Source organism: Tardiphaga sp. (assembly GCF_044340795.1).
Lineage (GTDB): Bacteria > Pseudomonadota > Alphaproteobacteria > Rhizobiales > Xanthobacteraceae > Tardiphaga.
Genome location: NZ_JBIISY010000023.1, coordinates 1 through 22,088, shown reverse-complemented (window position 1 = coordinate 22,088; position 22,088 = coordinate 1). Strand labels below are relative to the sequence as shown.

General features: G+C 63.2%; 13 protein-coding genes and 2 riboswitches. Of the genes, 5 read left to right on the top strand and 8 right to left on the bottom strand.

What is annotated here, in order from left to right; translation table 11 throughout:
* Positions 1-108: 108 nt before the first annotated feature.
* Positions 109-1,341 (bottom strand): 23S rRNA (adenine(2503)-C(2))-methyltransferase RlmN, encoded by a 1,233-nt coding sequence (gene rlmN, locus ACIQ17_RS06025; protein ID WP_398466440.1) that lies wholly within the window; start codon positions 1,339-1,341, stop codon positions 109-111.
* A gap of 437 nt (positions 1,342-1,778) precedes the next feature.
* On the opposite strand from rlmN, the gene ACIQ17_RS06020 reads away from it, so the two are divergent.
* Entirely contained in the window at positions 1,779-6,197 is a 4,419-nt protein-coding gene (locus ACIQ17_RS06020; protein WP_398466437.1) for an autotransporter domain-containing protein, read from the top strand.
* A 133-nt stretch (positions 6,198-6,330) separates the two neighbouring features.
* On the opposite strand, the gene ACIQ17_RS06015 is transcribed toward ACIQ17_RS06020, so the two are convergent.
* A complete protein-coding gene (locus tag ACIQ17_RS06015; RefSeq protein ID WP_398466435.1) occupies positions 6,331-6,870 on the bottom strand; it encodes an invasion associated locus B family protein in 540 nt (179 codons plus the stop codon).
* A gap of 206 nt (positions 6,871-7,076) precedes the next feature.
* The gene (locus ACIQ17_RS06010) at positions 7,077-7,916 is read right to left on the bottom strand and encodes an SDR family oxidoreductase (protein WP_398466433.1); all 840 of its coding nucleotides are present in this window, start codon (positions 7,914-7,916) and stop codon (positions 7,077-7,079) included.
* 116 nt (positions 7,917-8,032) lie between these two features.
* Here ACIQ17_RS06010 and ACIQ17_RS06005 point away from each other — a divergent pair, with 116 nt between their 5' ends.
* The gene (locus ACIQ17_RS06005) at positions 8,033-9,007 is read left to right on the top strand and encodes an NADPH:quinone oxidoreductase family protein (protein ID WP_398466431.1); all 975 of its coding nucleotides are present in this window, start codon (positions 8,033-8,035) and stop codon (positions 9,005-9,007) included.
* A gap of 130 nt (positions 9,008-9,137) precedes the next feature.
* On the opposite strand, the gene ACIQ17_RS06000 is transcribed toward ACIQ17_RS06005, so the two are convergent.
* Complete coding sequence (locus ACIQ17_RS06000; protein WP_398466429.1) at positions 9,138-9,518, bottom strand: YkvA family protein; 381 nt, start codon at positions 9,516-9,518, stop codon at positions 9,138-9,140.
* A gap of 77 nt (positions 9,519-9,595) precedes the next feature.
* Positions 9,596-9,898, bottom strand: coding sequence for a 4a-hydroxytetrahydrobiopterin dehydratase (locus tag ACIQ17_RS05995; protein ID WP_398466427.1), 303 nt, complete (start codon positions 9,896-9,898; stop codon positions 9,596-9,598).
* Positions 9,899-10,113: 215 nt separating this feature from the next.
* Here ACIQ17_RS05995 and ACIQ17_RS05990 point away from each other — a divergent pair, with 215 nt between their 5' ends.
* Entirely contained in the window at positions 10,114-11,526 is a 1,413-nt protein-coding gene (locus ACIQ17_RS05990) for a TAXI family TRAP transporter solute-binding subunit (protein WP_398466425.1), read from the top strand.
* A gap of 95 nt (positions 11,527-11,621) precedes the next feature.
* Here the strand turns inward: ACIQ17_RS05990 and ACIQ17_RS05985 are convergent, their stop codons facing one another.
* The 3 genes from ACIQ17_RS05985 to ACIQ17_RS05975 all read right to left on the bottom strand — a co-directional run bounded on the left by ACIQ17_RS05985 (position 11,622) and on the right by ACIQ17_RS05975 (position 18,053).
* Positions 11,622-13,067 (bottom strand): PepSY domain-containing protein, encoded by a 1,446-nt coding sequence (locus tag ACIQ17_RS05985; protein WP_398466423.1) that lies wholly within the window; start codon positions 13,065-13,067, stop codon positions 11,622-11,624.
* Between the two features lie 3 nt (positions 13,068-13,070).
* Complete coding sequence (locus ACIQ17_RS05980) at positions 13,071-15,335, bottom strand: TonB-dependent receptor (RefSeq protein ID WP_398466421.1); 2,265 nt, start codon at positions 15,333-15,335, stop codon at positions 13,071-13,073.
* Between the two features lie 106 nt (positions 15,336-15,441).
* A riboswitch (cobalamin riboswitch) is annotated at positions 15,442-15,651 on the bottom strand.
* A 131-nt stretch (positions 15,652-15,782) separates the two neighbouring features.
* Positions 15,783-18,053 carry a TonB-dependent receptor gene (locus ACIQ17_RS05975; protein ID WP_398466419.1) on the bottom strand — a complete coding sequence of 757 codons (2,271 nt, stop codon included), beginning with the start codon at positions 18,051-18,053 and terminating at the stop codon, positions 15,783-15,785.
* 106 nt (positions 18,054-18,159) lie between these two features.
* A riboswitch (cobalamin riboswitch) is annotated at positions 18,160-18,360 on the bottom strand.
* 128 nt (positions 18,361-18,488) lie between these two features.
* Between ACIQ17_RS05975 and ACIQ17_RS05970 the strand changes: the two genes are divergently transcribed.
* Both ACIQ17_RS05970 and typA read left to right on the top strand, forming a co-directional pair.
* A complete protein-coding gene (locus ACIQ17_RS05970; RefSeq protein ID WP_398466417.1) occupies positions 18,489-20,039 on the top strand; it encodes an alkaline phosphatase D family protein in 1,551 nt (516 codons plus the stop codon).
* 232 nt (positions 20,040-20,271) lie between these two features.
* Positions 20,272-22,088: translational GTPase TypA (typA, locus tag ACIQ17_RS05965; protein WP_398466415.1), on the top strand; the 1,817-nt coding region annotated here is incomplete at its 3' end.

Genomic DNA, 22,088 nt, shown 5'->3' with positions numbered 1-22,088 from the left:
CCACTGTCGTGGCCGGGCTTGACCCGGCCATCCATCTTTGCGGCTAAACAAGACAGGTGGATGCCCGGGTCAAGCCCGGGCACGACGACTGAGAGATAAGCGCTCCCATCAATCCGTCATCGCCATCGCGCGCAGCGCCTGCCGCTCACGCGCCGACAGCTTTTCCGTCTCCGACTTCAACTGCCCGCAGGCTGCGAGAATGTCGCGGCCGCGCGGCGTGCGCACCGGCGAGGAATAGCCGGCATTGAAAACATATTCGGAAAACGCCTCGATCTGCGCCCAGTCGGAGCATTCGTAGCGCGTACCCGGCCATGGATTGAACGGGATCAGATTGATCTTGGCATGGATACCCTTGAGCATCTTCACCAGCAGTTTCGCATCTTCCAGCGAATCGTTGATGCCCTTCAGCATCACATATTCGAACGTGATGCGCCGGGCGTTGGACGCGCCGGGATAGTCGCGGCACGCCTGCAGCAATTCCTTCAGCGGATATTTCTTGTTCAACGGCACCAGCTCGTTGCGCAGCTCGTCGCGCACCGCATGCAGCGAGATCGCCAGCATCACGCCGATTTCCTCGCCGGTGCGCTTGATGTTCGGCACCACGCCCGAGGTCGACAGCGTGATGCGCCGGCGCGAAATGCCGATGCCTTCATTGTCTGAGACGATCAGCAGCGCGTCGCGCACGGCGTCGAAATTGTAGAGCGGCTCGCCCATGCCCATCATCACGATATTGGTGATGCGGCGATTGGCATTCGGGGTATCGCGGTCGGCCCAGTCATTCAGCCGGTCGCGCGCGACCATGATCTGGCCGACGATTTCGCCCGGCGTCAGGTTGCGCACCAGGCGCTGGGTGCCGGTATGGCAGAACGAGCAGTTCAGGGTGCAGCCGACCTGCGAGGAAACGCAGAGCGTGCCACGGTCGGTCTCGGGGATGTAGACGCACTCGACTTCATGGGCGCGCTCGCCATGGGTGCCCGAGGGCAGTTTCAGCAGCCATTTGCGGGTGCCGTCATTGGAGATTTGCTCGACCGCCACTTCCGGCCGGTCGACCGTAAAATGCTGCTCCAGCTCGACCCGCATGTCTTTGGAAATGCTGGACATTTCCGCAAAGCTTTGGACCCCGCGGTAATACAGCCAGTGCCAGATCTGCTGGCTGCGCATCTTCTGCTGGGCCGGCTTGACGCCGATGGAACCGAGTTTTTCGGCGATCTGCGCGCGGGACAGGCCGATCAGCGACGGTTTTGCCAGCGGCACATAGGTTTCCGTCGCGATCTTCTCCAAGGGAACCTGGAGCGCGTGGGTCTCAACGGCAGTGCTGGCCTCGGCAGAAGCGGGGGTCATGGCGTTCGATCTATGAGTAGGGGCAATGAGTTAGCTCGGTCCCTCATCCTGAGGAGCGGCCTCTTGGCCGCGTCTCGAAGGATGGCGGCGAGTTGGGAGTCTGCCATCATGGTTCGAGACGGCGCTGCGCGCCTCCTCACCATGAGGGACTGAGATAGGCTTTTCGCGCCCGAATGGAAAGGCGCCAAATGCGGCAATATTAACGGCGGCAAGGCGTTGGCGACGTTCCGGGCTGCATTTGCGCCGGCCACGGCCGCGCCGAAGGCTGCCGGCACCTATCGTCGTGACCCAAAAGGCTCACTCGCCAAAATATGCACGCTGTAGTCGAAAATACTCGCTTGGCGAGTGGTGATGATTTTGTGCGTCTGGTAGTCGATTAGTGTTAAAATACCGTTTCGCGGACGATCGGCCGTTGCCGAGGTCGCAGGATTACCATCATGTCGCATTCACTTTCTGTATCTGGTCGCTTTGCCGCAATGCCGGCCTCGGTCACTCGCGAGCCAGGCTCGCGCCGCGCCCGGTTTTGCCTGACGGCCAGCATCCTGGCGCTCACGCTCTCATTGTCGCAGCCGGCGACAGCGCAATGGGTGGGTGGCGACGGCGGTGCGACCGAAACAGGGGGCGGCGGCGGAGCCGGCGGGGCGTCCACGTCCGTCGGCACCGGAGCCGCTGGCACAGCCGGAACGACCTCCGGGGTTGGCGGCGGCGGCGGTGGCGGCGGCGGGGCGGGCACGGCCGGGGGCGATGGCGGGGCCGGCGGCGCTGCCGCGACGGGAGAAGCGGGCGGGGCCGGTGGTGCGGGCGGCCTGGGAGCCGGCGCTGGTGGTGGCGTCGGCGATGATGGCTCGGATATCGGAGCGGGCAGCGGCGGAGGCGGAGGCGGCGGCGGCGCCCACGGATATGTCGGCGGCATGATCCAGGGTGGTAATATCCGTGGCGGCATCGGCGGTTGGGGCGGCTTCGGAAACGGTGCAGCAGGCGGCGGCGGTGGCGGCTCTGGAGGCTATGGAGCGTTCATCACCGCTCAAGGTAGCGTTGTCCTCTCCGCGAACGACTTTATCTGGGGCGGGGGCGGTGGCATTGGCGGCGATGCGGTCGCAGGCCGCGGCGGCAATGGGGGTGATGGCGGAGTAGGACTCTACTTCTCCAATGGCGGCACATTGGTCAACAGGGGCGAGATCGCTGGCGGTATCGGCGGCGAGGGCGGCACGTCGGTGACCGGCGCGGCAGGCAGCCTGGGGCTCGGCGCCGCAGGCGTTGCCGGCGCGGGAATCATGATCGACAGCCGCGATGGATATATCACCGGCGGCTATGGACCCTCAGACGCTGATGCGATCGCCTTCACAGGTGGCGCAAACAGCCTTTGGCTGAATGAAGGCAGCTTTATCACCGGCAATATCAGTCTCGCCGGCGGCAGTTCGGTCAGCTTCATTCAGGACACCGACGTTTCGCTGTATAACAGCATCACCGGTGCAGGGAGCGTGATCCAGGCGGGCACTGGCGTCCTGTTTCTGTCGGCCGGCAACAGCTATACCGGCGCCACCACGGTCTCGGTCGGAGAGTTGCGCGCGAATGCCTTCGGCGCGTTCGGCAATGGCAGTGCCGTGACCGTTGCGGCAGGGGCCCTGTTGAATCTGAACGGATTTAGCCAAGCGATCGGATCGCTTGCGGGCGCCGGCAATGTTTCCGTCGAGGCGGCGAACCTTGCAACGGGCTCGAACAATACAGACACCGCATTTACCGGCATCATTTCCGGCAGCGGCAGCCTGACCAAGACAGGCAGCGGCAGGCTGACGCTGTCGGGTACCAACACATATGCGGGGGGAACGACCGTCAATGCCGGCGTCATCAGTGTCGCCAGCAACACTGCGCTGGGGACCGGCGCTGCGTCGGTCGCGAGCGGTGCAGCAGTGGAAATCCAGGGCGGTGTCACCCTTAGCAACAACTTCACGATCAATGGCAACGGCGCCGGCAACGGTGCGCTACATCATGTTGGCGGTGCCGCTAGCACAATCTCTGGGACCGTGACGCTGGCAACGGATTCAACGGTTTCGTCTGACGGTTCAACGCTGAATGTCGACGCCTTCGCCAGCAACGGTGCCACTCTGACAATCGCCGGTGCGGCCACTGTTTTCACCTACGATATCTCGCTGGGCGCCGGCGGGTTGATCAAGAATGGCACCGGCAATCTCCTGATCCGTAACGAGGGTTCCTATACGGGCGCGACCCAAATCAATGCCGGTACCCTGCAAGCGTACGGGCACGCCATCCCTGATGCGAGCGCAGTCACAATCGCCGCCGGCGCATGGCTCCTGACGGTCGCTCCCGAGACGATCGGCTCCATCGCGGGCGATGGTGGTATCGGCATCGACCTCGGGTCCACGCTCACGACCGGCGGCAACAACGCATCGACCTTGTTTTCGGGATGGATCGACGGCGTCGGCGGGTCTCTCGTCAAGACCGGGACCGGCACCTTCACGCTGACCGGCGACAACACCTATGACGGCGGTACGGCAATTTCCGCCGGTGCGATCAACGTGCAGCACAGAGCGGCACTCGGCACGGGAGCGGTGTCGGTCGCCAGCGGTGCGGCGCTGGAAATGCAGGGCGCCGGCCTCCGCGTCGCCAACGCACTCACGCTGAATGGCGACGGCATCGCGAATGGCGGCGCGCTGCGCAATGTGTCGGGCGGCAATTTCTACGACGGCACCATCACGCTCGGCTCCGCCAGCCGGATCAACTCGGATGTGGGCGCGACCTTGACCGTGAATGCGATCACGGGGACCAACACCACGCTGTCGCTGGGCGGCCTTGGCACGGTCGTGACCGGCGCGATCACCACCGGCGCCGGTGGCCTGATCAAGGACGGGACAGGCACCGCGCGTCTGACCGGGGCCAACACCTATACCGGTGTCACGACAGTCAATGCCGGCATGCTCGTCCTGCAGAACGGATCGGCGATCGCCGACACCGGCGCCGTCGTTGTCAATGAGGGCGGCTTTCTGGCACTGCTGTCCTCGGAAACGATCGGCTCGCTGGCAGGCGCCGGCGGTGTCGAGATTGCCAGCGGCCGCGCACTGACGACCGGCGGCGACAACAGCTCGACCGCATTCTCCGGCCAGATCACGCAGTTGGGCGGCATTGCGTCTCTGGCCAAGATCGGCACCGGTACGCTGACGCTCGCAGGCACCAGCACCTATACCGGCACGACCACGGTCGATGGCGGCACGCTCAGCGTCAATGGCTCGATCGCGTCCTCGTCGCTGACCACGGTCAATGCCGGCGGCAGCCTCGGCGGCAACGGCATCGTCGGCAACACCACCATCAATGGCGGCGCGCTGGCGCCCGGCAATTCCATCGGCCTGCTCACGGTGCAGGGCAATCTCGTCTTCATGGCAGCATCGAGTTACATGGTCGAGGCGACACCGGCCAATGCGGACCGCGTCAATGTCACCGGCACGGCCACGCTCGGCGGCGCTACGGTGAATGCGAACTTTGCGCCGGGCACCTATGTGTCGCGGCAATATACGATCGTGAATGCGACCGGCGGCGTCATTGGCACGTTCAGCCCGCAGGTCACCACCAACCTGCCCTCGACCTTCACGACCAGCCTGAGCTACGACGCGACCAATGCCTATCTCGATCTGGTGCTGAATTTCACGCTGCCGGCCCAGGCGCAGCTCAATCCCAACCAGAACAATGTTGGCAACGCGCTGACCGATTTCTTCAACCGCACCGGCGGCATTCCGCTGGAATTTGCCGCACTGTCCGCGCAGGGCCTGACGCAGGTGTCCGGCGAACTTGGCAGCGGCGCGCAGCAGACGACATTCGACGCCATGAACCAGTTCATGGGCGTGATGACCGATCCGTTCACGGCCGGTCGCGGCGAAAGCGCGAGTGGCTCTGCCATTCCCTTCGCGGACGAAGCGCTGGCCTATGCGGCGAAGCGGCGGCCGAGCGATGCGCTCGCCGCGATCACTCGCAAGGCACCGCCGGTGGCGCCGGTGTTTCAGGAGAGCTGGAACGTCTGGGCCGCCGGCTTCGGCGGCTCGCGCAGCACCGATGGCACGGACGGCACCAACAATGCGACCGCAAGCATTTACGGAACCGCGGTCGGCGCCGATTATCGCTTCTCGCCGGATACGATCGCGGGCTTCGCGCTCGCCGGCGGCGGCACCAATTTCTCGGTGAATGGCGGCGGTGCCGGCCGTTCGGATCTGTTCCAGGCCGGCGCTTTCGTGCGGCATAGCGTCGGTTCGGCCTATATTACCGCGGCTGCGGCCTATGGCTGGCAGGACATCACGACCGACCGCAATGTCACGGTGGCCGGGCTGGATCGCCTGCATGCGGAGTTCAGCGCCAATGCCTGGTCCGGCCGCATCGAGGCGGGCCATCGCTTCGTCCTGCCGTGGGTCGGCGGCCTCGGCGTGACGCCCTATGCGGCGTTGCAGGCCACCGCCTTCGATCTGCCGTCCTATGCGGAGACGGCCGCCGGCGGCGCGACCACTTTTGCGCTGGCCTATTCCGGAAAGACGGCGACCACGACACGCAGCGAACTCGGCCTGCGCGGCGACAAGGCGTTCATCGTCGATGACGCGGTGCTGACGCTGCGCGGCCGCGCCGCCTGGGCCTATGACTTCAACAGCGACCGCAATATCACGGCGACCTTCCAGACCCTGCCGGGCGCAAGCTTCGTCGTGGATGGCGCCGCGCAGGCGCGCTATGCCGCGCTGACCACGGTGGCTGCCGAAATGAAGTGGATCAACGGCTGGTCCGTGGCTGCAAGTTTCGAAGGCGAGTTTTCCGAGGTGACGCAGAGCTATGCAGGCAAAGGCGTCGTGCGTTACGCGTGGTGATGCCTGTAGGGCGTCAGGCGGATCAGCTGAACCGGTCGCGAAGCGCGCCCGGTGGCAAACTCCGGCGTAAATTCGCCTGCCGCCTGCACGTGGCGAACAAGAGCAGATGACGCTTCGCCAATCCGCCCTGCAATTACCTCCGGCACTCCTGCGCGACCTTGTCCAGCGCCTGGGCCAGGCCCTTCAGCGAGAACGAGTCCGTGGTCTCGGTTCCCTTGGACGAGAGACCCTTCACGGTCACGTCGCCGGCCTTGCGCAGTGCCTCGACGAGACGTTCTTCTTCGGCGGCATTCTTGATCCACAGCCCGTCGCCTTGGGTGTACATCGCAAATTTGGCGCCGCCGACATCGAGAGTCGATTCATAACCCGGCTTCAACTGATAGCCGATCATGATCGAGACTTCGTTGCTGACCTTCTCGGCCGGTCGCGTCGAGATGAAGGCGTAAGCGGGATCGCGTGGACGATTGGCAGGATTGGTCTTCGAGGAAGACGGCTTAGCCAGCGCGAAGCATACTTTCTTGCCGCCGGGTGACGCGGTGTAGGCACCCCATGGGCCGAACTGTCCGAGCAGTGTCGGCTCGGCACTGCCGGCGGCAGCAGGTGCTTGCTTGGCCGGTGCGGCCTTGCCCTTGGCAGCCGTCTGCGCCTGCGCAAGATCGGACATGCCGATCATCGCCACGCTCAAGGATACAACTGTCAGGATTCGCCGCACGGACATCAAGTGTCGATCCTCTATCTTTGTGACTGGAAGATGGCCTGGAATCACGCGCACCAACAGTCTTGCAGATAAACGGTGCGGCGTTGTTTGGAAAGGCTCGCACGTCGCGTCGAAAGATAGCAGTCCGCGATGGACTGCGCGCGGAACGCGAAGAGTCGTCCTCAGTTTTTCGTGCGGCCCGCGCGCTGCGTCGCCCATTGCGCATCGGTCCAGTGCAGCAGGTCTTCCGCGCCCGATGAACGCAGATGCGCGCCGCCATCCTGCACGACCATCTCGCCATTGATGTAGCCGGCCTGATCGGAAATCAGGAAGCTGGCAAGGTTGGCGAGTTCACCGTGTTCGCCGACACGGCCGAGTGGATTGCGCGCAGCAGGGCCGGAATCGCGGCCTTCCGGATGGAGCTGCCCGGTCGCGCCCGGCGTCGGGAAAGGCCCCGGTGCAATCGCCACGAGGCGAATGCCCTTGGGTCCCCATTCGACAGCGAGCGATTTCGTCATCGCCAGCAAAGCGGACTTCGCCATCGCTGACGGCATGGTGAAGGCGCGGCCGGTGATGGTCGATGTGGAGAGGATGCTGAGCACCACGCCCTTGTGATTCGACTCGATCCAGCGGCGTCCCGCTTCGAGCGTACAATACATCGCACCATGCAGTGTCGGCGCGAGGATCGCGTCCGCAGCGCGCGCGGAGAGATGTTCGCTCTGCGCGATGAAGGTTGCCGCTGCATTGTTGACGAGGATGTCGAGCGGGCCGTCCTGCCAGATGGCGGTCATCATCTCGGCGACGGCGTTGGCATCGCGGATGTCGCAGGTGAAGGTGCTGACCCGCGCTTCGTGTTCGGTGCGGAGTTGTGCGGCGGCTTCTTCCAGCAACGCGCCGCGTCGTCCGCAGATGATGATCTCTGCACCCAGTTCCGCAAAGCGGCGACTCATCGCCGCGCCGAGCCCGGAGCCGCCACCGGTGACGAGAATGCGCTTGCCGGCGAGGAGACTTTTTTCAAACATTGTTCGCTTCTCCATTATCCGCAAAGCGGAATGCGTCCCGTCAATGACAGTTGCAGGCTTGCGCTAATTCCTTCATGAATCGCTCAACTGTCTCAAGCCGAAGGCCAGGTGCATCGATGAAAGCTATTCTCTGCTCGCAATATTGCGAACCCGACGATCTCGTTTTTGCCGATGTGGAGGATCCCGTTGCTGGTGAAGGGCAGGTGGTCATCGCGATCAAATCGGCGGCGCTGAATTTCTTCGACATCCTGATGATCCAGGGCAAGTATCAGATCAAGCCGCCATTCCCGTTCTCGCCGGCCGCAGAGGTTGCGGGCATCGTCGAAAGCGTTGGTGCAGGTGTGACCTCGCTGAAGGTTGGCGATCGCGTCGTCGCCTCCATCGGTCACAACGGTGCCCGGCAGAAGGTCGCGGCGGCCGCTGCCTCGGTGATCAAGATTCCCGACAATCTCGACTTCGACCGTGCGGCCGGCGTCATCGTGATCTACGGCACCGCGCTGCATGCGCTGGAAGATCGTGCTTCGCCGAAGCCCGGTGAAACGCTCGCCGTGCTGGGCGCCGCCGGCGGCACCGGCCTCGCCGCCTGCGAACTCGGCAAGCTGCTCGGCCTCAAGGTCATCGCCTGCGCATCATCGGACGAGAAGCTCGACTTCGCCAAGAAGCATGGTGCCAAGCTTGGGCTGAACTACGCCAAGGAAGACTTGAAGGAAGGTCTCAAGAGCCTCACCGGCGGCAAGGGCGTCGACATCATCTTCGATCCGGTCGGCGGCAAATATGCCGAGTCCGCTTTGCGCGCGATCGCCTGGGAAGGTCGCTTCCTGGTGATCGGTTTTGCGGCCGGTGATATCCCGAAGATGCCGCTCAATCTGGCGCTGCTGAAGGGCTGCGATATTCGCGGCGTGTTCTGGGGCGCCTGGGTGCGGCAGAACCACGACAAATATCGTGCGAGCATCACGAAGCTGCTGAACTGGGCGGCCGAGGGCAAGATCTCGGCCCATGTGGACCGCACGTTCGCGCTGGAAAAGACGGCCGAAGCCATGAAGGTTCTGGGTGGCCGTCAGGCCATGGGCAAGGTGATCCTGCATCCGTGATGGTTGTCGTCCCGGCGAAAGCCGGGACCCATAACCTCCGATGTCGTGGATAAGACTGCAGAGACACCACGACGTCACTGTCACCATTTCGCCAGCGCTTATGGATCCCGGCGTTCGCCGGGATGACGGGCTAGGCTAGTTCATCCTCTTCCAGACCACGCGCCATCGCGCGTCGTGCTGCTTCCCGATGATCTTCATTGATATGCGTCGCGACCATGCGCAGCGCGGTCGCGAGGATCGCGGCATCATCGCCGAAGCCGAGGATCGGCAATACATCCGGCACGAAATCGAACGGCAGGATGAAATAAGCGATCGCGCCGAGCAGCGCCGCCTGCACATGGCGCGGCGTCTGCCGGTCGAAGGCGCAGTAATAGGCCGCGAGCAAATCTTCCATGAAGGGCAGCTTCACGGCGAGTTTCTTCAGCTTGCGCCAGAACTGCTTGCGAACGCTCTCGCGGTCCTGCGCCAGCCGGTCGGCTGGTTCAAATCCCACGCTGTGTTCGGTGGCCATCGGCAATGTTCCTCGCTGCCAGATCATACCTGTTTCAGATGGTGTCGGAGGCCCCGCTCCGCAACGAACGGTAACATTCAGGCGCCGAGCTGCTTGGCAATGGCATCCATCGCCTTGGCCAGATCGACATCCTTCTGCGTCACCCCATCGGCGTCATGGGTGGACAACACCACGTCCACGGTCTTGTAGACATTGCGCCATTCCGGGTGGTGATCGCGCTTTTCGGCCACCAGCGCGACCCGCGTCATGAAGCCGAAGGCCTCGTTGAAGTCCTTGAAGGTGAAAGTGCGCGCAATGGCGTCCCGTTCCTTGGCCTCACTCCAGCCGGCCAGTTCCTTCAGTGCCGCCTTGCGCCCGTCCGCCGATAGCCGCTCCACCATGCCAACCTCCTGACTTCACCTGAACTTTATCTCAACGCACGCGTCCGCAATCGGGATCCATGCCACAATAAGGCGCCAATGGCGCGCAAGTGGGTAACCACGCGCTCCGGTAACCATGCTGGCGGCGGAACGGACGCATCGCCCGGAACTTTGCTAGACTGCGGCTCCAACCCACCTTGGTGACAATGGACTTGAAGCGCCTGTTTTCGAGATCGATGACGGATGGACCCGAGGTCATCGGACCGGTCGGGCTTCCGTCGCCGCGTTCGGTCCGGCGCAAGATGACATTGATCACGCTGGCCGGCACGCTGGCGATCGTGGCCGCTGTGGCTGGCGCCTATTACTTCGCGATGAAGCCGGTGCCGCTGAGGATCGCGGTCGGTCCGCAGAATAGCGACGACGTCAAGGTCGTGCAGGCGCTCGTGCAGGCTTTCTCCCGGGATCATCGCTCGGTGCGATTGCGCCCGCAGATCACCGATGGTGCCACGGCCAGCGCGCAGGCGCTTGCGGATGGCAAGGTCGATCTCGCCGTCATCCGTGGCGATCTGCAGGTACCCAAGAATGCGCGTGCGGTGGCGACGCTCCGCAAGAATGTCGCGGTGCTCTGGGTGCCGGCTCCCGCCAGGACGGCGCGCGGCAAGAAGGCGGCGCCGAAGATCACCAAGATTCCTGACCTTTCCGGCAAGCGGATCGGCGTGATCGGCAAGACCCAGGCCAATGTCAATCTGCTCAACATCATCCTCCGCCAATACGGCGTCGATCCCGCCAAGGTCACGGTGGTGCAGTTCTCGACTACCGATATCGGCGAGGCCGTGAAGGATCAGAAGGTCGATGCCTTCCTCGCTGCCGGGCCGGTGAACAGCAAGATCACCGGCGATGCGATCCAGTCCTCGTCGCGCGACGGCAGCACGCCGACCTTCCTTGCGATCGATTCAGCAGACGCCATTGCGCAGAACTATCCCGTCTATGAATCGTCGGAAATTCCGGCCGGTACCTTCGGCGGCGCGCCGGCGCGGCCGGATGATGATGTGAAGACCATCAGCTTCGCGCATCACATCGTGGCGCGGCAGGGGTTGTCCGAAGTGACTGTTTCGGCGCTGACGCGGCAGCTGTTTGCGATCCGCCAGCAGATCATCAACGACTTCCCGCTGGCTGCGAAGATCGAGACGCCTGATACCGACAAGGATGCGGTGATCCCGGCACATCCCGGCGCTGCCGCTTACGTGGACGGTGAAGAGAAGACCTTCCTCGATCGCTACAGCGATTACATCTGGTGGAGCCTGATGGGCCTCTCCGCCATGGGCTCGGCCGGCGCCTGGTTCGCGAGTTATTTCCGCCGCGACGAGCGCAATGTGAATGTCTCGCAGCGCGACCGCCTGCTCGACATGATCGCCATCGCGCGCAAATGCGATTCGCTTGAAGAGCTCGACAGCATGCAGACCGAGGCCGATGGCATCCTGCGCGATACGCTCACATGCTACGAACATGGCGCGATCCAGGAAGGCACGTTGACCGCATTCAACATCGCACTCGAGCAATTCCACAATGCCGTGGCGGATCGCAAGGCCCTGATCGGCATGACGCCGCCCGAGCCCGCAAGGCAGATGCCGCGTCCGTTGGCGGTGTGATTCTTGTAGCCGGATGAAGCGTAGCGTAATCCGGGAACAGAAGTGCCAGTTGAAACGCCGGTCCCCGGATTGCACTGCGCTTCATCCGGGCTACGTCATCGCTTCAGATAGCGCCAGCCGACCACGACGCCGCTGATCGAAACGATCGTGCCGAGGATCGACAGCAGGATCACCACGATGTCCCAGGCCGGGCGATATTTCAGCAGCAGCTGGAAGTCGAGACTGTGCAGGGCGTTGAACATCCAGCGATAGGTGCGGCGGCTGGAATCCACTTGGCCGAGCACGTCGCCGGTGACCGGGCTGATGTGAATCCAGGTCTGCGCGGCGTCATTGAAGATCGCGCGCAGCACAGGCAATTCACGCGTACGGTGGTGGGCATACCAGTAGGAATCATAGTCTTTCAGCACTTCGCGCGCCGTCATTTGCGCGGTCGGGAGCATTTTTGCTGCGGCATCCCAGAGGCGGTCTTGCGGCAACACGGCGGCAGTGCCGGTCGAGGCATCCAGCACCGTCGGCACCCCGCTACGAGAACTCGTAATCACCAACGGGCTGCCGTCGAGCCAGACGAACCGGGCCTCGACCGTGTCCGGATGCGCGATCGGCCACTTTGCTGCGATGGTTGCTGCGTCGTGACCAGCGTAACGCTGCAGCATGTCGCGCGCGGTGTTGCGGTCGGCGAAGACATTGCCGGGATTGACCGACAGCCAGCCGGAAAACATCCAGGTCAGGATGAAAGCGCCGGCGATCAGGCCGGTGACGTGATGCCAGGCCATCCAGCCGCGATAGGGCGTGATGTTGCCACTCGCATAACGCCGCTTCAGGCGCATGCGGAGAATGCCAATCCAGATTCCGGTGATGCCGACCACGAGGCAGATGCCTGACGACCACAGGATCACCTGCCGCCACAGCGGCTGATCCTGGCGGAGGATGGTCGGATAGATCCAGTGCGGGATCGAGCCGAGCCAGTTCCACACGCGTTCGGTGCGGTTCGTATCGAGCGCGATCTCGCCGGAGCGGGACGAGACATAGAGTTTGGTGCCCGCATCATCGCCGAGATGGATGAGATAGAACGGCCGCAACGGATCGTAGCGCGCGACGACGCTCCACTGATCGCGGTCGATCATTTCCTCGAGATGAGGCGACTTGCTCGCCGGATGCCGTGCGGCGATTGCGAGGGCCTGCTGCTCGGAAATCTCCGAGACGCCACGGCCGTCCATCGCGGAGATCGTCTGCCGCTGGCCGCTCCGGTCGATCAGTCGATAAACCGGCTCATCCGCCAGCATCATCAGCCGCAGCTCGCGCGGATAGCGCGTGAGGCCTGCGGCCTTCATCGCATCGTCGGGAGAGAGTCTTGCCTTCGCCCATGCGATCTCCGGCAGCGCTGCCAGCCTCTCCTTCTCGGAGAGGCCGGGAAACGCGACATACATCATCACCACGCCGGAGATGAACCACATGGCGAAGAACAGGCAGGTGACGATGCCGATCCAGCGGTGGGTGAGATACAGCCACTGCCGGAGTTTTCGTTTCAGTCGGAATGCCACGCGTCAGAACTTCACATTCACAGCCAACTGCGCTGTGCGCGGCATGCCCAAAATCCACTGGTTGTCGCTGTAGCTCGACGTCGCATAGATCTTGTCGAAGATGTTCCAGACACGCAGCGACACCGTGGTGTTCACGTCAGGCTTCCATTGCAGGCCGGCATTGACCAGCGTGTAGCTCGGCATTTCCAGCGTGTTGGCGCTGTCCGCATAGGTCTTGCCGACGATCTGCACGCCGGCATTGGCCGACCAGTTCGGTGCGAAAGCCCATGTCGCCCAGATATTGGAGACGTTCTGCGGCACGTTGAACGGGACATTGCCGGCAAAATTGACGCCATTCGCCTGCAGGAAGTCGTCATACTTCGCGCGCAGGAAGGCGGTGTTGGCATCGATACGCCAGCCATAATCCAGCAGGACCCCGATCGAGGCCTCGACGCCGCGCGAGGATTGCTGGCCGACCTGCTGCACCGCGCCGCCGCCACCGGGAAACGCTGACAGCAGATTGCTCTTCACGATCTCATAGCCGGCGAGGGTCCACTCGCCGCGGCCGCCCCAGAAGGATTGCTTGACGCCGATCTCCGCCTGCTTGCCGGTGGCGAGATCGAATTTCGAATTGGCGTTGCTCGCCGAGATCAAGCCGCCGACCGTATCCGCGGCCGTGGAATACTGGCCGTAGAAAGCCAGATTCTGGATCGGCGTGTAGACTGCACCGACGCGCCACGAGGTCGCGGAGTAGTCACGCGTGTAGCTGTTGGCGGGATTGCGGAAGTCGGTACGGGTGACGCTCGGCTGGTCCTGGCGGATGCCGGCGATCAGCGCCAGTTGCTCGGTCACCGCCAGGCGATTCTCGGCGAAGAACGCATATTGATTGGCCGTGGCATTGTAGCCGGGGCGTGTCGGGTCCGGACTGTCGAACACGCCGGGATCGAAGTTGTACGGGTTGACCGACGAGAAGCCGCCATAGGGCGAATTGTTGGTGTGCTTGAAGTCGATGCGGTTGACGTCGAAGCCGGCCACGAACGTATTCACCATGCCGAACAGGTGGCCCGTGAAGGTGGCGTCCATGCGGTCGCCGATCTGCTGCTGATGATGATAGATTTCCAGATAGTCGCTGCGGTCGATCAGGCCGGTGCCGGGATTGAAGCCGTAGATCTCGACCTCCTTCCAGTGGCGCTTCGCATACATGTAATAGAGCGTGTTGCGCAAAGTGATGCCGTCGGCCACCTGCCATTCGGTCTTCACCTGGCTCCAGCTGTCCTGATAGCGGATGGTGCTGTCGCTGACATTGTAGTTCTTGAATCGCGTCGCGGGATCGAGCTGGCCGTTGATCAGCGGCGTGCCGAAATACTTCGATGGATGACGGTCGCCATAGTCGGTGGAGAGCGTCCAGGTGACGTCCTCGTTCTGCTTGATCTGCACGGCGGCATGCAGCGCGATGTTCGACTGGTTGTCACGATCGATCCAGCCATCGGACGCGTTGCCGGTGACGGCGATGCGATAGGCAACGTCCTTGCTGATGGGGCCGCCGCTATCCAGCGCGATGCGGCGGGTCATGTTGGTGTCGAGCGAGAGTTCGGCCTGGTTGCGCGGCACCCACAGCGGCAGCTTCGAGATCACATTGATGGCGCCACCGATGGCGCCTTCGCCATACATCACCGAAGCGGGGCCGCGCAGCACTTCGATCTTCTCGGCGGTCCAGGTGTCGAACGGGAAATTGACCGTGCCGGCGCCGACATAGAGGCGCGTGCCGTCATAGAGCGATGTGACAGAGCCGCTGCCGGCAAAGCCGCGGGTGGAGAAGGCGATACCGCCATTGCCGGGCTCGCCGATGGCAGTGATGCCGGTGGCATTCTGCGTGACGGCATCGACGACATTCTGCTGGCCGCGTTCGGCCATGGTCCCTGCGGAGATCACTTCCACGCTGGCCGGCGTCTGCAGGCGCGTGAGGCCGAGGCGGCTGCCGGTGGAGGTGGCGCCGCTGAGATTGAGCGTCGGTGCGGCGAAGACAGGGCCGGTGGGCGTCGCCACGGGAGCGGCAGTCGTGGCGGCGACATTGCGCTGCTGGCGCGAGCGGGCATTGCGTGTGGCGTTGCCCGAGGTCGCGCGGCGCGCGCGTTGCGGCTGGGCAGCGGGCTGCACCACGACGGGATCGAGCGTCTGGCTCGGTTGCGCCGATTGCGACCAGCCCTCGGCGGGCCAGAGCAGGCAGGAGAATGCGACGGAGGAGAGGAGGAGATTGCATCGCCTGGATGCGAAAGGATGGAAGAGCATCGGTCGAGACTCGCGATAACGTGGCACGTCACCGCAAACCAAGCCGCCCTGCATTCCTCACGAACGCAATGCGACTTCCACCAGGACACCCCGCCCAATGTGCTCGCGTGTGACCACGACTGACGGCAGGTCTCCTGGCTCGCGGGTCAAAGCCTTGTCGCCGCCTTCCCAGGCTGGGGGCCCAGTGGCATGTGGCGCAGGCTCGCCGCTTACAGTTGCGGGGGCAGCCGCGGAATCGGTTCGCGCAAACACGTCGCGCGCGCCTCACCGCATTCCCTTTTGGTCCCCGAAGGGCACCGTCGTGATCACGTTAGGGTGAAAGATTGGAATGTGTCAATCACTCCTCGTCATTGCGAGGAGCTCTCGCGACGAAGCAATCCAGCATTGCTCGGGGCCTTCTGGATTGCTTCGTCGCTTTGCTCCTCGCAATGACGACTGATAGTTCGATCAGAACTTCACATTCACCGCGAGCTGTGCGGTGCGCGGCATGCCGAGGATCCATGAATTGGTGCCGCCACCGGTGGCGTAGATCTCGTCGAACAGATTGTAGACACGCAGCGACACCGTGGTATTCACGTCGGGTTTCCACTGCACGCCGGCATTGACGACGTTATAGGCCGGGCGCGTCAGCGTGTTGGCGGCATCCGCCCAGGTCTTGCCGACGATCTGGATGCCGGCATTGGCCGACCAGTTCGGCGCGAATGCCCAGGTCGCCCAGATGTTAGAGACGTTGAGCGGCACATTGACCGGCACATTGCCGGCAAAGTTGACGCCGCTGGCCTGCAGGAAGTCGTCATATTTTGCTTCCAGGAACGCGGTATTGGCATCGATGCGCCAGCCGTAATCGAGCAGCACGCCGACCGATGCCTCGACGCCGCGCGAGGATTGCTGGCCGACCTGCAGGACGACGTTCAGATTGTTGGGATCGCGGGCGAGCAGGTTGTTCTTGACGATCTCATAGCCGGCCAGCGTCCACTCCGCGCGGCCGCCGAGCAGCGACTGCTTCACGCCGACCTCGATCTGCCGGCCGGTGGCGAGGGTGAAATTCGCATTCGCCGCGTTGAGCGCGAGAAGGCCGCTGGTCACCGGATCGACCGCCGTGGAATATTGTGCGTAGAGCGCGAGGTCCTTGATCGGCGTATAGATCGCGCCGACACGCCAGGTGGTGTTCGAGAACGACTTGTCGAGGCTGTTGGCCGGCACGAAGAAATCCGTGCGGGTGACATTCGTCTCGTCCTGGCGGACGCCTGCGATCAGGGACAGCTGTTCGGTGATGGAGAGCTTGTTCTCGGCGAAGAACGCATACTGGTTGGTGATGCTGCGATAATCGACGACGGTAGGCGTCAGGCTAAAATAATTGCCCTGGACCGGATTGAGCAGCGAGACGGTCGAGGTCCCGGTCGAGGCGGACGACAGGAAGTTGGCGTCGCGACCGAACTTGATGTGATTGACGTCGAAGCCGGCGAGGAATTCGTTGGTCATGCCGAACAGATGGCCGCGGAATGTCGCATCCACACGGTCGCCGACCTGTTGCTGAGCCTGATAGATTTCCGTGTTGCTGCTGCGATTGACGAGGCCGGTGGCCGGGTTGAAGGCGTAGCTCTCGATGTTCCGCCAGTGCCGATGCACGTCCATGTAATACAGAGCATTGCGAACGGTGATGCCATCGGCGACCTGCCATTCGGTGCGGATCTGGTTGAGATTGTCCTTGTAGTGAACGATGCCGTCGCTGGCATTGTAGTTGTTGAAGCGCGTCGCTTCGAGAATACCGCGATTGACGACCGGCGTTCCCCAATAGCGTTGCGGCTGCACGTCGGCATAGTCGCTGAGGAAGGTCCAGGTCACGTTCTCGTTCTGCTTGACCTGGATGGCGGCGTGCACGGAGACATTGGAATTGTTACCATTGTCCACCCAGCCATCCGACAGGTTGCCGGTGGCAGTGATGCGATAGGCGACGTTGTCGTTGATGGCGCCGCCACTATCCACCGCAATGCGCTTGGTCATGTTGGTGTCGAGCGAGATCTCGGCCTGGTTGAACGGAATCCAGGTCGGCAGCTTCGACACCACATTGATGGCGCCGCCGATGGCGCCGGAGCCGTACAGCACCGAGGCGGGGCCGCGCAGCACCTCGATGCGCTCGGCCGACCATGTGTCATAGGGGAAGGTCGCGGTGCCCTGGCCGACATAGAGCTGGGTGCCGTCATAGATGGTCATGACGGAACTGGAGCCGGTGAAGCCGCGCGCATTGAAAGCGAGGCCGCCATTGCCGAGCGAAGGGCTGGCGGTGATGCCGATGGCATTCTGCGTCACCGCATCGACGATGTTCTGCTGGCCGCGCTCGGACATGGTCTGCGCCGAGATGACGTCGATGCTGGCGGGGGTCTGCAGGCGGGTGAGGCCCAGGCGGCTGCCGGTCGGCGCCGTGCCAGTGAGATTGAGCGTCGGTGCGGCGAAGGCGGGGCCGGTGGGCGCTGCAACGGGTGCTGCGGTGGTCGTGGCGACATTGCGCTGAGGCCGTGCCCGGGCGGCGCGTGCGGCATTGCCGGTGGCTGCGCGGCGGGCGCGCTGTGGCTGGGCCGCGGGCTGCACGACGATGGGATCGAGGGTCTGGCTTGGCGCTGCGGACTGCGACCAGCTTTCGGTCGGCAGCAACAGGCAGGAGAGAGCGGCGGAGAACAGGAAGCGATGAGTATGCTTCGCGGCAGACAGGGAGGTCATTCCAAAGGACTCGCGACAACGTGGCACGTCACCGCAAACCAAGTCGTTTGCACTCCTTCGAGAATGCAATGCGACTTCCACCAGGACACCCCGCCCAATGTGCTCGCGTGTGACCACGACTGACGGCAGGTCTCCTGGCTCGCGGGTCAGTGCCTTGCGCCGCCTTCCCAGGTCGAAACCCAGTGGCTGATGGCGAAGGCTCGCCGCTTACAGTTGCGGGGGCAGCCGCGGAATTGGCTTGTTGGGAAGAACGAGCCTCACCGCATTCCCTTTTGGTCCGTTAGGAACCGTCGCCGTCACGTTTCGGTGAAATGGCACCGCGAGTCAATGCCCCGGTTTTGCCACAGTGCGGGCGCTGCGGCGGCCTGTCACAGCTGCGTCGCGCGAGATGCTTACAGCCTTTGCATCATCCGTTGCCGATCTCAGGAGAGCACAATGGCCATCCGCGTGTCCCGTCGCCGCTTTCTCACCACGGCTGCCGCAGGAGCGGGCGCGCTGGCGATGCCTCGTCTCAGCCGCGCGGCGGATCGGCCGGTGGTCTCGCATGGCGTGCAATCCGGCGATATCGGTTTCGACAGCGGCATGATCTGGTCGCGCGCCGATCGGCCATCGCAGATGATGGTGGAGGTCGCGACTACCGAGTCCTTTAAACATGCGCGGACGCTTCCGCCGGTGAGCGTGCTGCCTGAGAGCGACTTCACTGCAAAACTGCTGCTGGAGAATCTGCCGGCGGGGCAGGAGATTTTCTATCGCGTCCGCTTCCGCGATCTCGCGCATACGAGCGTCATCGGCGAGCCCGTCACCGGCCGCTTCCGCACGGCGCCGACGGATCGGCGCGATGTGTCTTTTGTCTGGGGCGGCGACGTCGCCGGGCAGGGTTTTGGCATCAATGCCGATGACGGCGGCATGTTCACCTTTGCCACCATGCGCAAGCACAATCCGGATTTCCTGCTCCACAACGGCGATACGATCTATGCCGACGGGCCGATGGTCGCCGAGGTGAAGCTGCCGGACGGCTCGCTCTGGAAGAACACCACGCTGGTGCCGGAGAAAGCGAAAGTCGCGGAGACGCTCGACGAGTTTCGCGCGGCGCATAAATACAATCTGCTCGACGACCATGTGCGTGCGTTCAATGCACAGGTGCCGATCTTCGGCCAGTGGGATGATCACGAGGTCACCAACAACTGGTCGGCATCGAAGCAATTGCCGGCGGCCTATAAGGAGCGTGACATCGGCGTTCTCGCGGCGCGCGGGGCGCGGGCGTTTCACGAGATGTATCCCGTCCGGGTCAATCCGGCCGAGCCCGGCCGCGTCTATCGCACGCTGAATTACGGACCGCATCTCGATGTCTTCATGCTGGACGAGCGCAGCTATCGCGGCCCGAACGGTCCGAACACGCAGACGAGCTATGGGCCCGATGCGTATTTCATCGGTCCGGAGCAGCTGGCCTGGCTGAAGCGGGCGTTGCTGGAATCGCGTGCCACCTGGAAGGTGATCGCCTCCGACATGCCGATCGGCCTCCTGGTCTATGACAATGCAACGACGAAATCCGGGTCCGAGGCGATCGCGCAGGGCGATGGCCCGGCGCTCGGCCGCGAACTGGAGATCGCCGACCTGCTTCGCTTCATCAAGGTGGCGGGGATCCGCAACACGGTCTGGTTCACCGCCGACGTCCATTACACGGCGGCGCATTACTACAACCCGGACAAGGCTCAGTTTCAGGATTTCGATCCGTTCTGGGAGTTCGTCTCCGGCCCGTTCCATGCCGGCACCTTCGGCCCGGCCGGGCTGGACAATACATTCGGCCCCGAGGTCCGCTTCGTGAAGGCGCCGGGCGAGGGGAAGCAGAACCTGCCGCCATCGGCCGGTATGCAGTTCTTCGGCCATGTCCGGATCGAGGGGACAACCGGCCAGATGACCGTAACCCTGCGGGATCGGGCCGATACGGCCCTTTGGAGCACGGTTCTGGACCCGAAAATGGGCTGATTCCAGAGGCAGATTCACGTTGTTTTTGGAGGATTCCTGACTATATTGCGCCGCAACGCGCCCGAGTACCCGGCTTTTTATCCAGAGCCGGGTTTGCTTTTGCAGGGATTGCCCAGCGCGTTTTCAGGCAAGGACTTGTCAAATAGGTCAGGGTTGGTCGCGCATGGAGCGCCGGACCAGCCTCTTGCAGAACCCGCTCAGGGCATCCGTTCGTCGAACCAGAAGAAGACATATGAAACTGCGCAACATCGCCATCATCGCACACGTCGACCACGGCAAGACCACCCTCGTCGACAAGCTCCTGCAGCAGTCGGGCACGTTCCGCGACAATCAGCGCGTCCAGGAACGCGCGATGGACAGCAACGATCTCGAAAAAGAACGCGGCATCACCATTCTCGCGAAGTGTACGTCGGTGCTGTGGGAAGATACCCAGATCAACATCGTCGACACCCCGGGCCACGCCGACTTCGGTGGCGAAGTTGAACGCATCCTGTCGATGGTCGATGGCGTGATCGTTCTCGTCGACGCCGCTGAAGGCCCGATGCCGCAGACCAAGTTCGTGGTCGGCAAGGCGCTGAAGCTCGGCCTCCGCCCGATCGTCGCCATCAACAAGGTGGACCGCCAGGACGCCCGTATCGACGAAGTCGTCAATGAGGTGTTCGACCTGTTCGCCGCCCTCGACGCCACCGACGAACAGCTCGACTTCCCGATTCTCTACGGTTCGGGCCGCAATGGCTGGATGGCCGACAGCCCGGATGCCTCGCACGATGTCGGCATGAAGGCGCTGTTCGAGCTGGTGCTCAAGCATGTGCCGGAGCCGACCGTTGAAGAAGGTCCGTTCCGTCTGCTCGGTACCATTCTCGAAGCCAACAACTTCCTGGGCCGCATCATCACCGGCCGCATCGCGTCGGGTTCGGTGAAGCCGAACCAGACCTTCAAGGTTCTGTCGCGCGACGGCAAGACCGTGGAAACCGGCCGTATCTCGAAGATCCTCGCTTTCCGCGGCCTCGAGCGCCAGCCGGTGGATTTCGCCGAAGCCGGTGACATCGTCGCCATCGCGGGCATGACCAAGGGCACCGTGGCCGACACGTTCTGCGATCCCACGGTCGAGACTCCGATCCAGGCGCAGGCGATCGATCCGCCGACCGTGTCGATGTCCTTCATCGTCAACAACTCGCCGCTCGCCGGCACCGAAGGCGACAAGGTCACCAGCCGCCTGATCCGCGATCGCCTGCTGCGCGAAGCCGAAGGCAATGTCGCGCTCAAGGTCGTCGAATCCGCCGACAAGGACGCGATGGAAGTCTCGGGTCGCGGCGAATTGCAGCTCGCGATTCTGATCGAAAACATGCGCCGCGAAGGCTTTGAGCTGTCGGTTTCGCGTCCGCGCGTGGTGTTCGAGAAGAATGAGGAAGGCCAGACGCTGGAGCCGATCGAGGAAGTCGTGATCGACGTCGATGACGAATTCTCCGGCGTGGTCGTGCAGAAGATGAGCGAGCGCAAGGCCGAGATGATGGAGATGCGTCCGTCGGGCGGCAACCGCCTGCGTCTCGTGTTCCATGCGCCGACCCGCGGCCTGATCGGCTATCAGGGTGAACTGATGACCGACACCAAGGGCACGGCGATCATGAACCGCCTGTTCCACGCTTACCTGCCCTACAAGGGCGAGATCGCCGGCCGCCGCAACGGCGTGCTGATCTCCAACGACCAGGGCGAAGCGGTGGCTTACGCCATGTTCAAGCTGGAAGATCGCGGCCCGATGATGATCGAGCCGGGCTGGAAGGTCTATAAGGGCATGATCATCGGCGAGCACACCCGCGAGAACGATCTCGAACTCAACGTTCTCAAGGGCAAGCAGCTGTCGAACATCCGCACCACGTCGAAGGACGAAGCGGTGCGCCTGACCCCGCCGATCCGCATGACGCTGGAAAAAGCGCTGGCCTATATCGAAAGCGACGAGCTGGTCGAGATCACCCCGAAGTCGATCCGCCTGCGCAAGAAGCATCTCGATGCCAACGACCGCAAGCGTGCGGAAAAGAGCAAGGAAGCGAT

Coding starts and splice junctions, on each gene's coding strand:
- ACIQ17_RS06020 (WP_398466437.1), top strand. CDS start 1,779: ATGTCGCATTCACTTTCTGTATCTGGTCGCTTTGCCGCAATGCCGGCC.
- ACIQ17_RS06010 (WP_398466433.1), bottom strand. CDS start 7,916: ATGTTTGAAAAAAGTCTCCTCGCCGGCAAGCGCATTCTCGTCACCGGT.
- ACIQ17_RS05975 (WP_398466419.1), bottom strand. CDS start 18,053: ATGACCTCCCTGTCTGCCGCGAAGCATACTCATCGCTTCCTGTTCTCC.
- ACIQ17_RS05995 (WP_398466427.1), bottom strand. CDS start 9,898: ATGGTGGAGCGGCTATCGGCGGACGGGCGCAAGGCGGCACTGAAGGAA.
- ACIQ17_RS05980 (WP_398466421.1), bottom strand. CDS start 15,335: ATGCTCTTCCATCCTTTCGCATCCAGGCGATGCAATCTCCTCCTCTCC.
- ACIQ17_RS05990 (WP_398466425.1), top strand. CDS start 10,114: ATGACGGATGGACCCGAGGTCATCGGACCGGTCGGGCTTCCGTCGCCG.
- rlmN (WP_398466440.1), bottom strand. CDS start 1,341: ATGACCCCCGCTTCTGCCGAGGCCAGCACTGCCGTTGAGACCCACGCG.
- ACIQ17_RS06005 (WP_398466431.1), top strand. CDS start 8,033: ATGAAAGCTATTCTCTGCTCGCAATATTGCGAACCCGACGATCTCGTT.
- ACIQ17_RS05970 (WP_398466417.1), top strand. CDS start 18,489: ATGGCCATCCGCGTGTCCCGTCGCCGCTTTCTCACCACGGCTGCCGCA.
- ACIQ17_RS06000 (WP_398466429.1), bottom strand. CDS start 9,518: ATGGCCACCGAACACAGCGTGGGATTTGAACCAGCCGACCGGCTGGCG.
- ACIQ17_RS06015 (WP_398466435.1), bottom strand. CDS start 6,870: ATGATCGGCATGTCCGATCTTGCGCAGGCGCAGACGGCTGCCAAGGGC.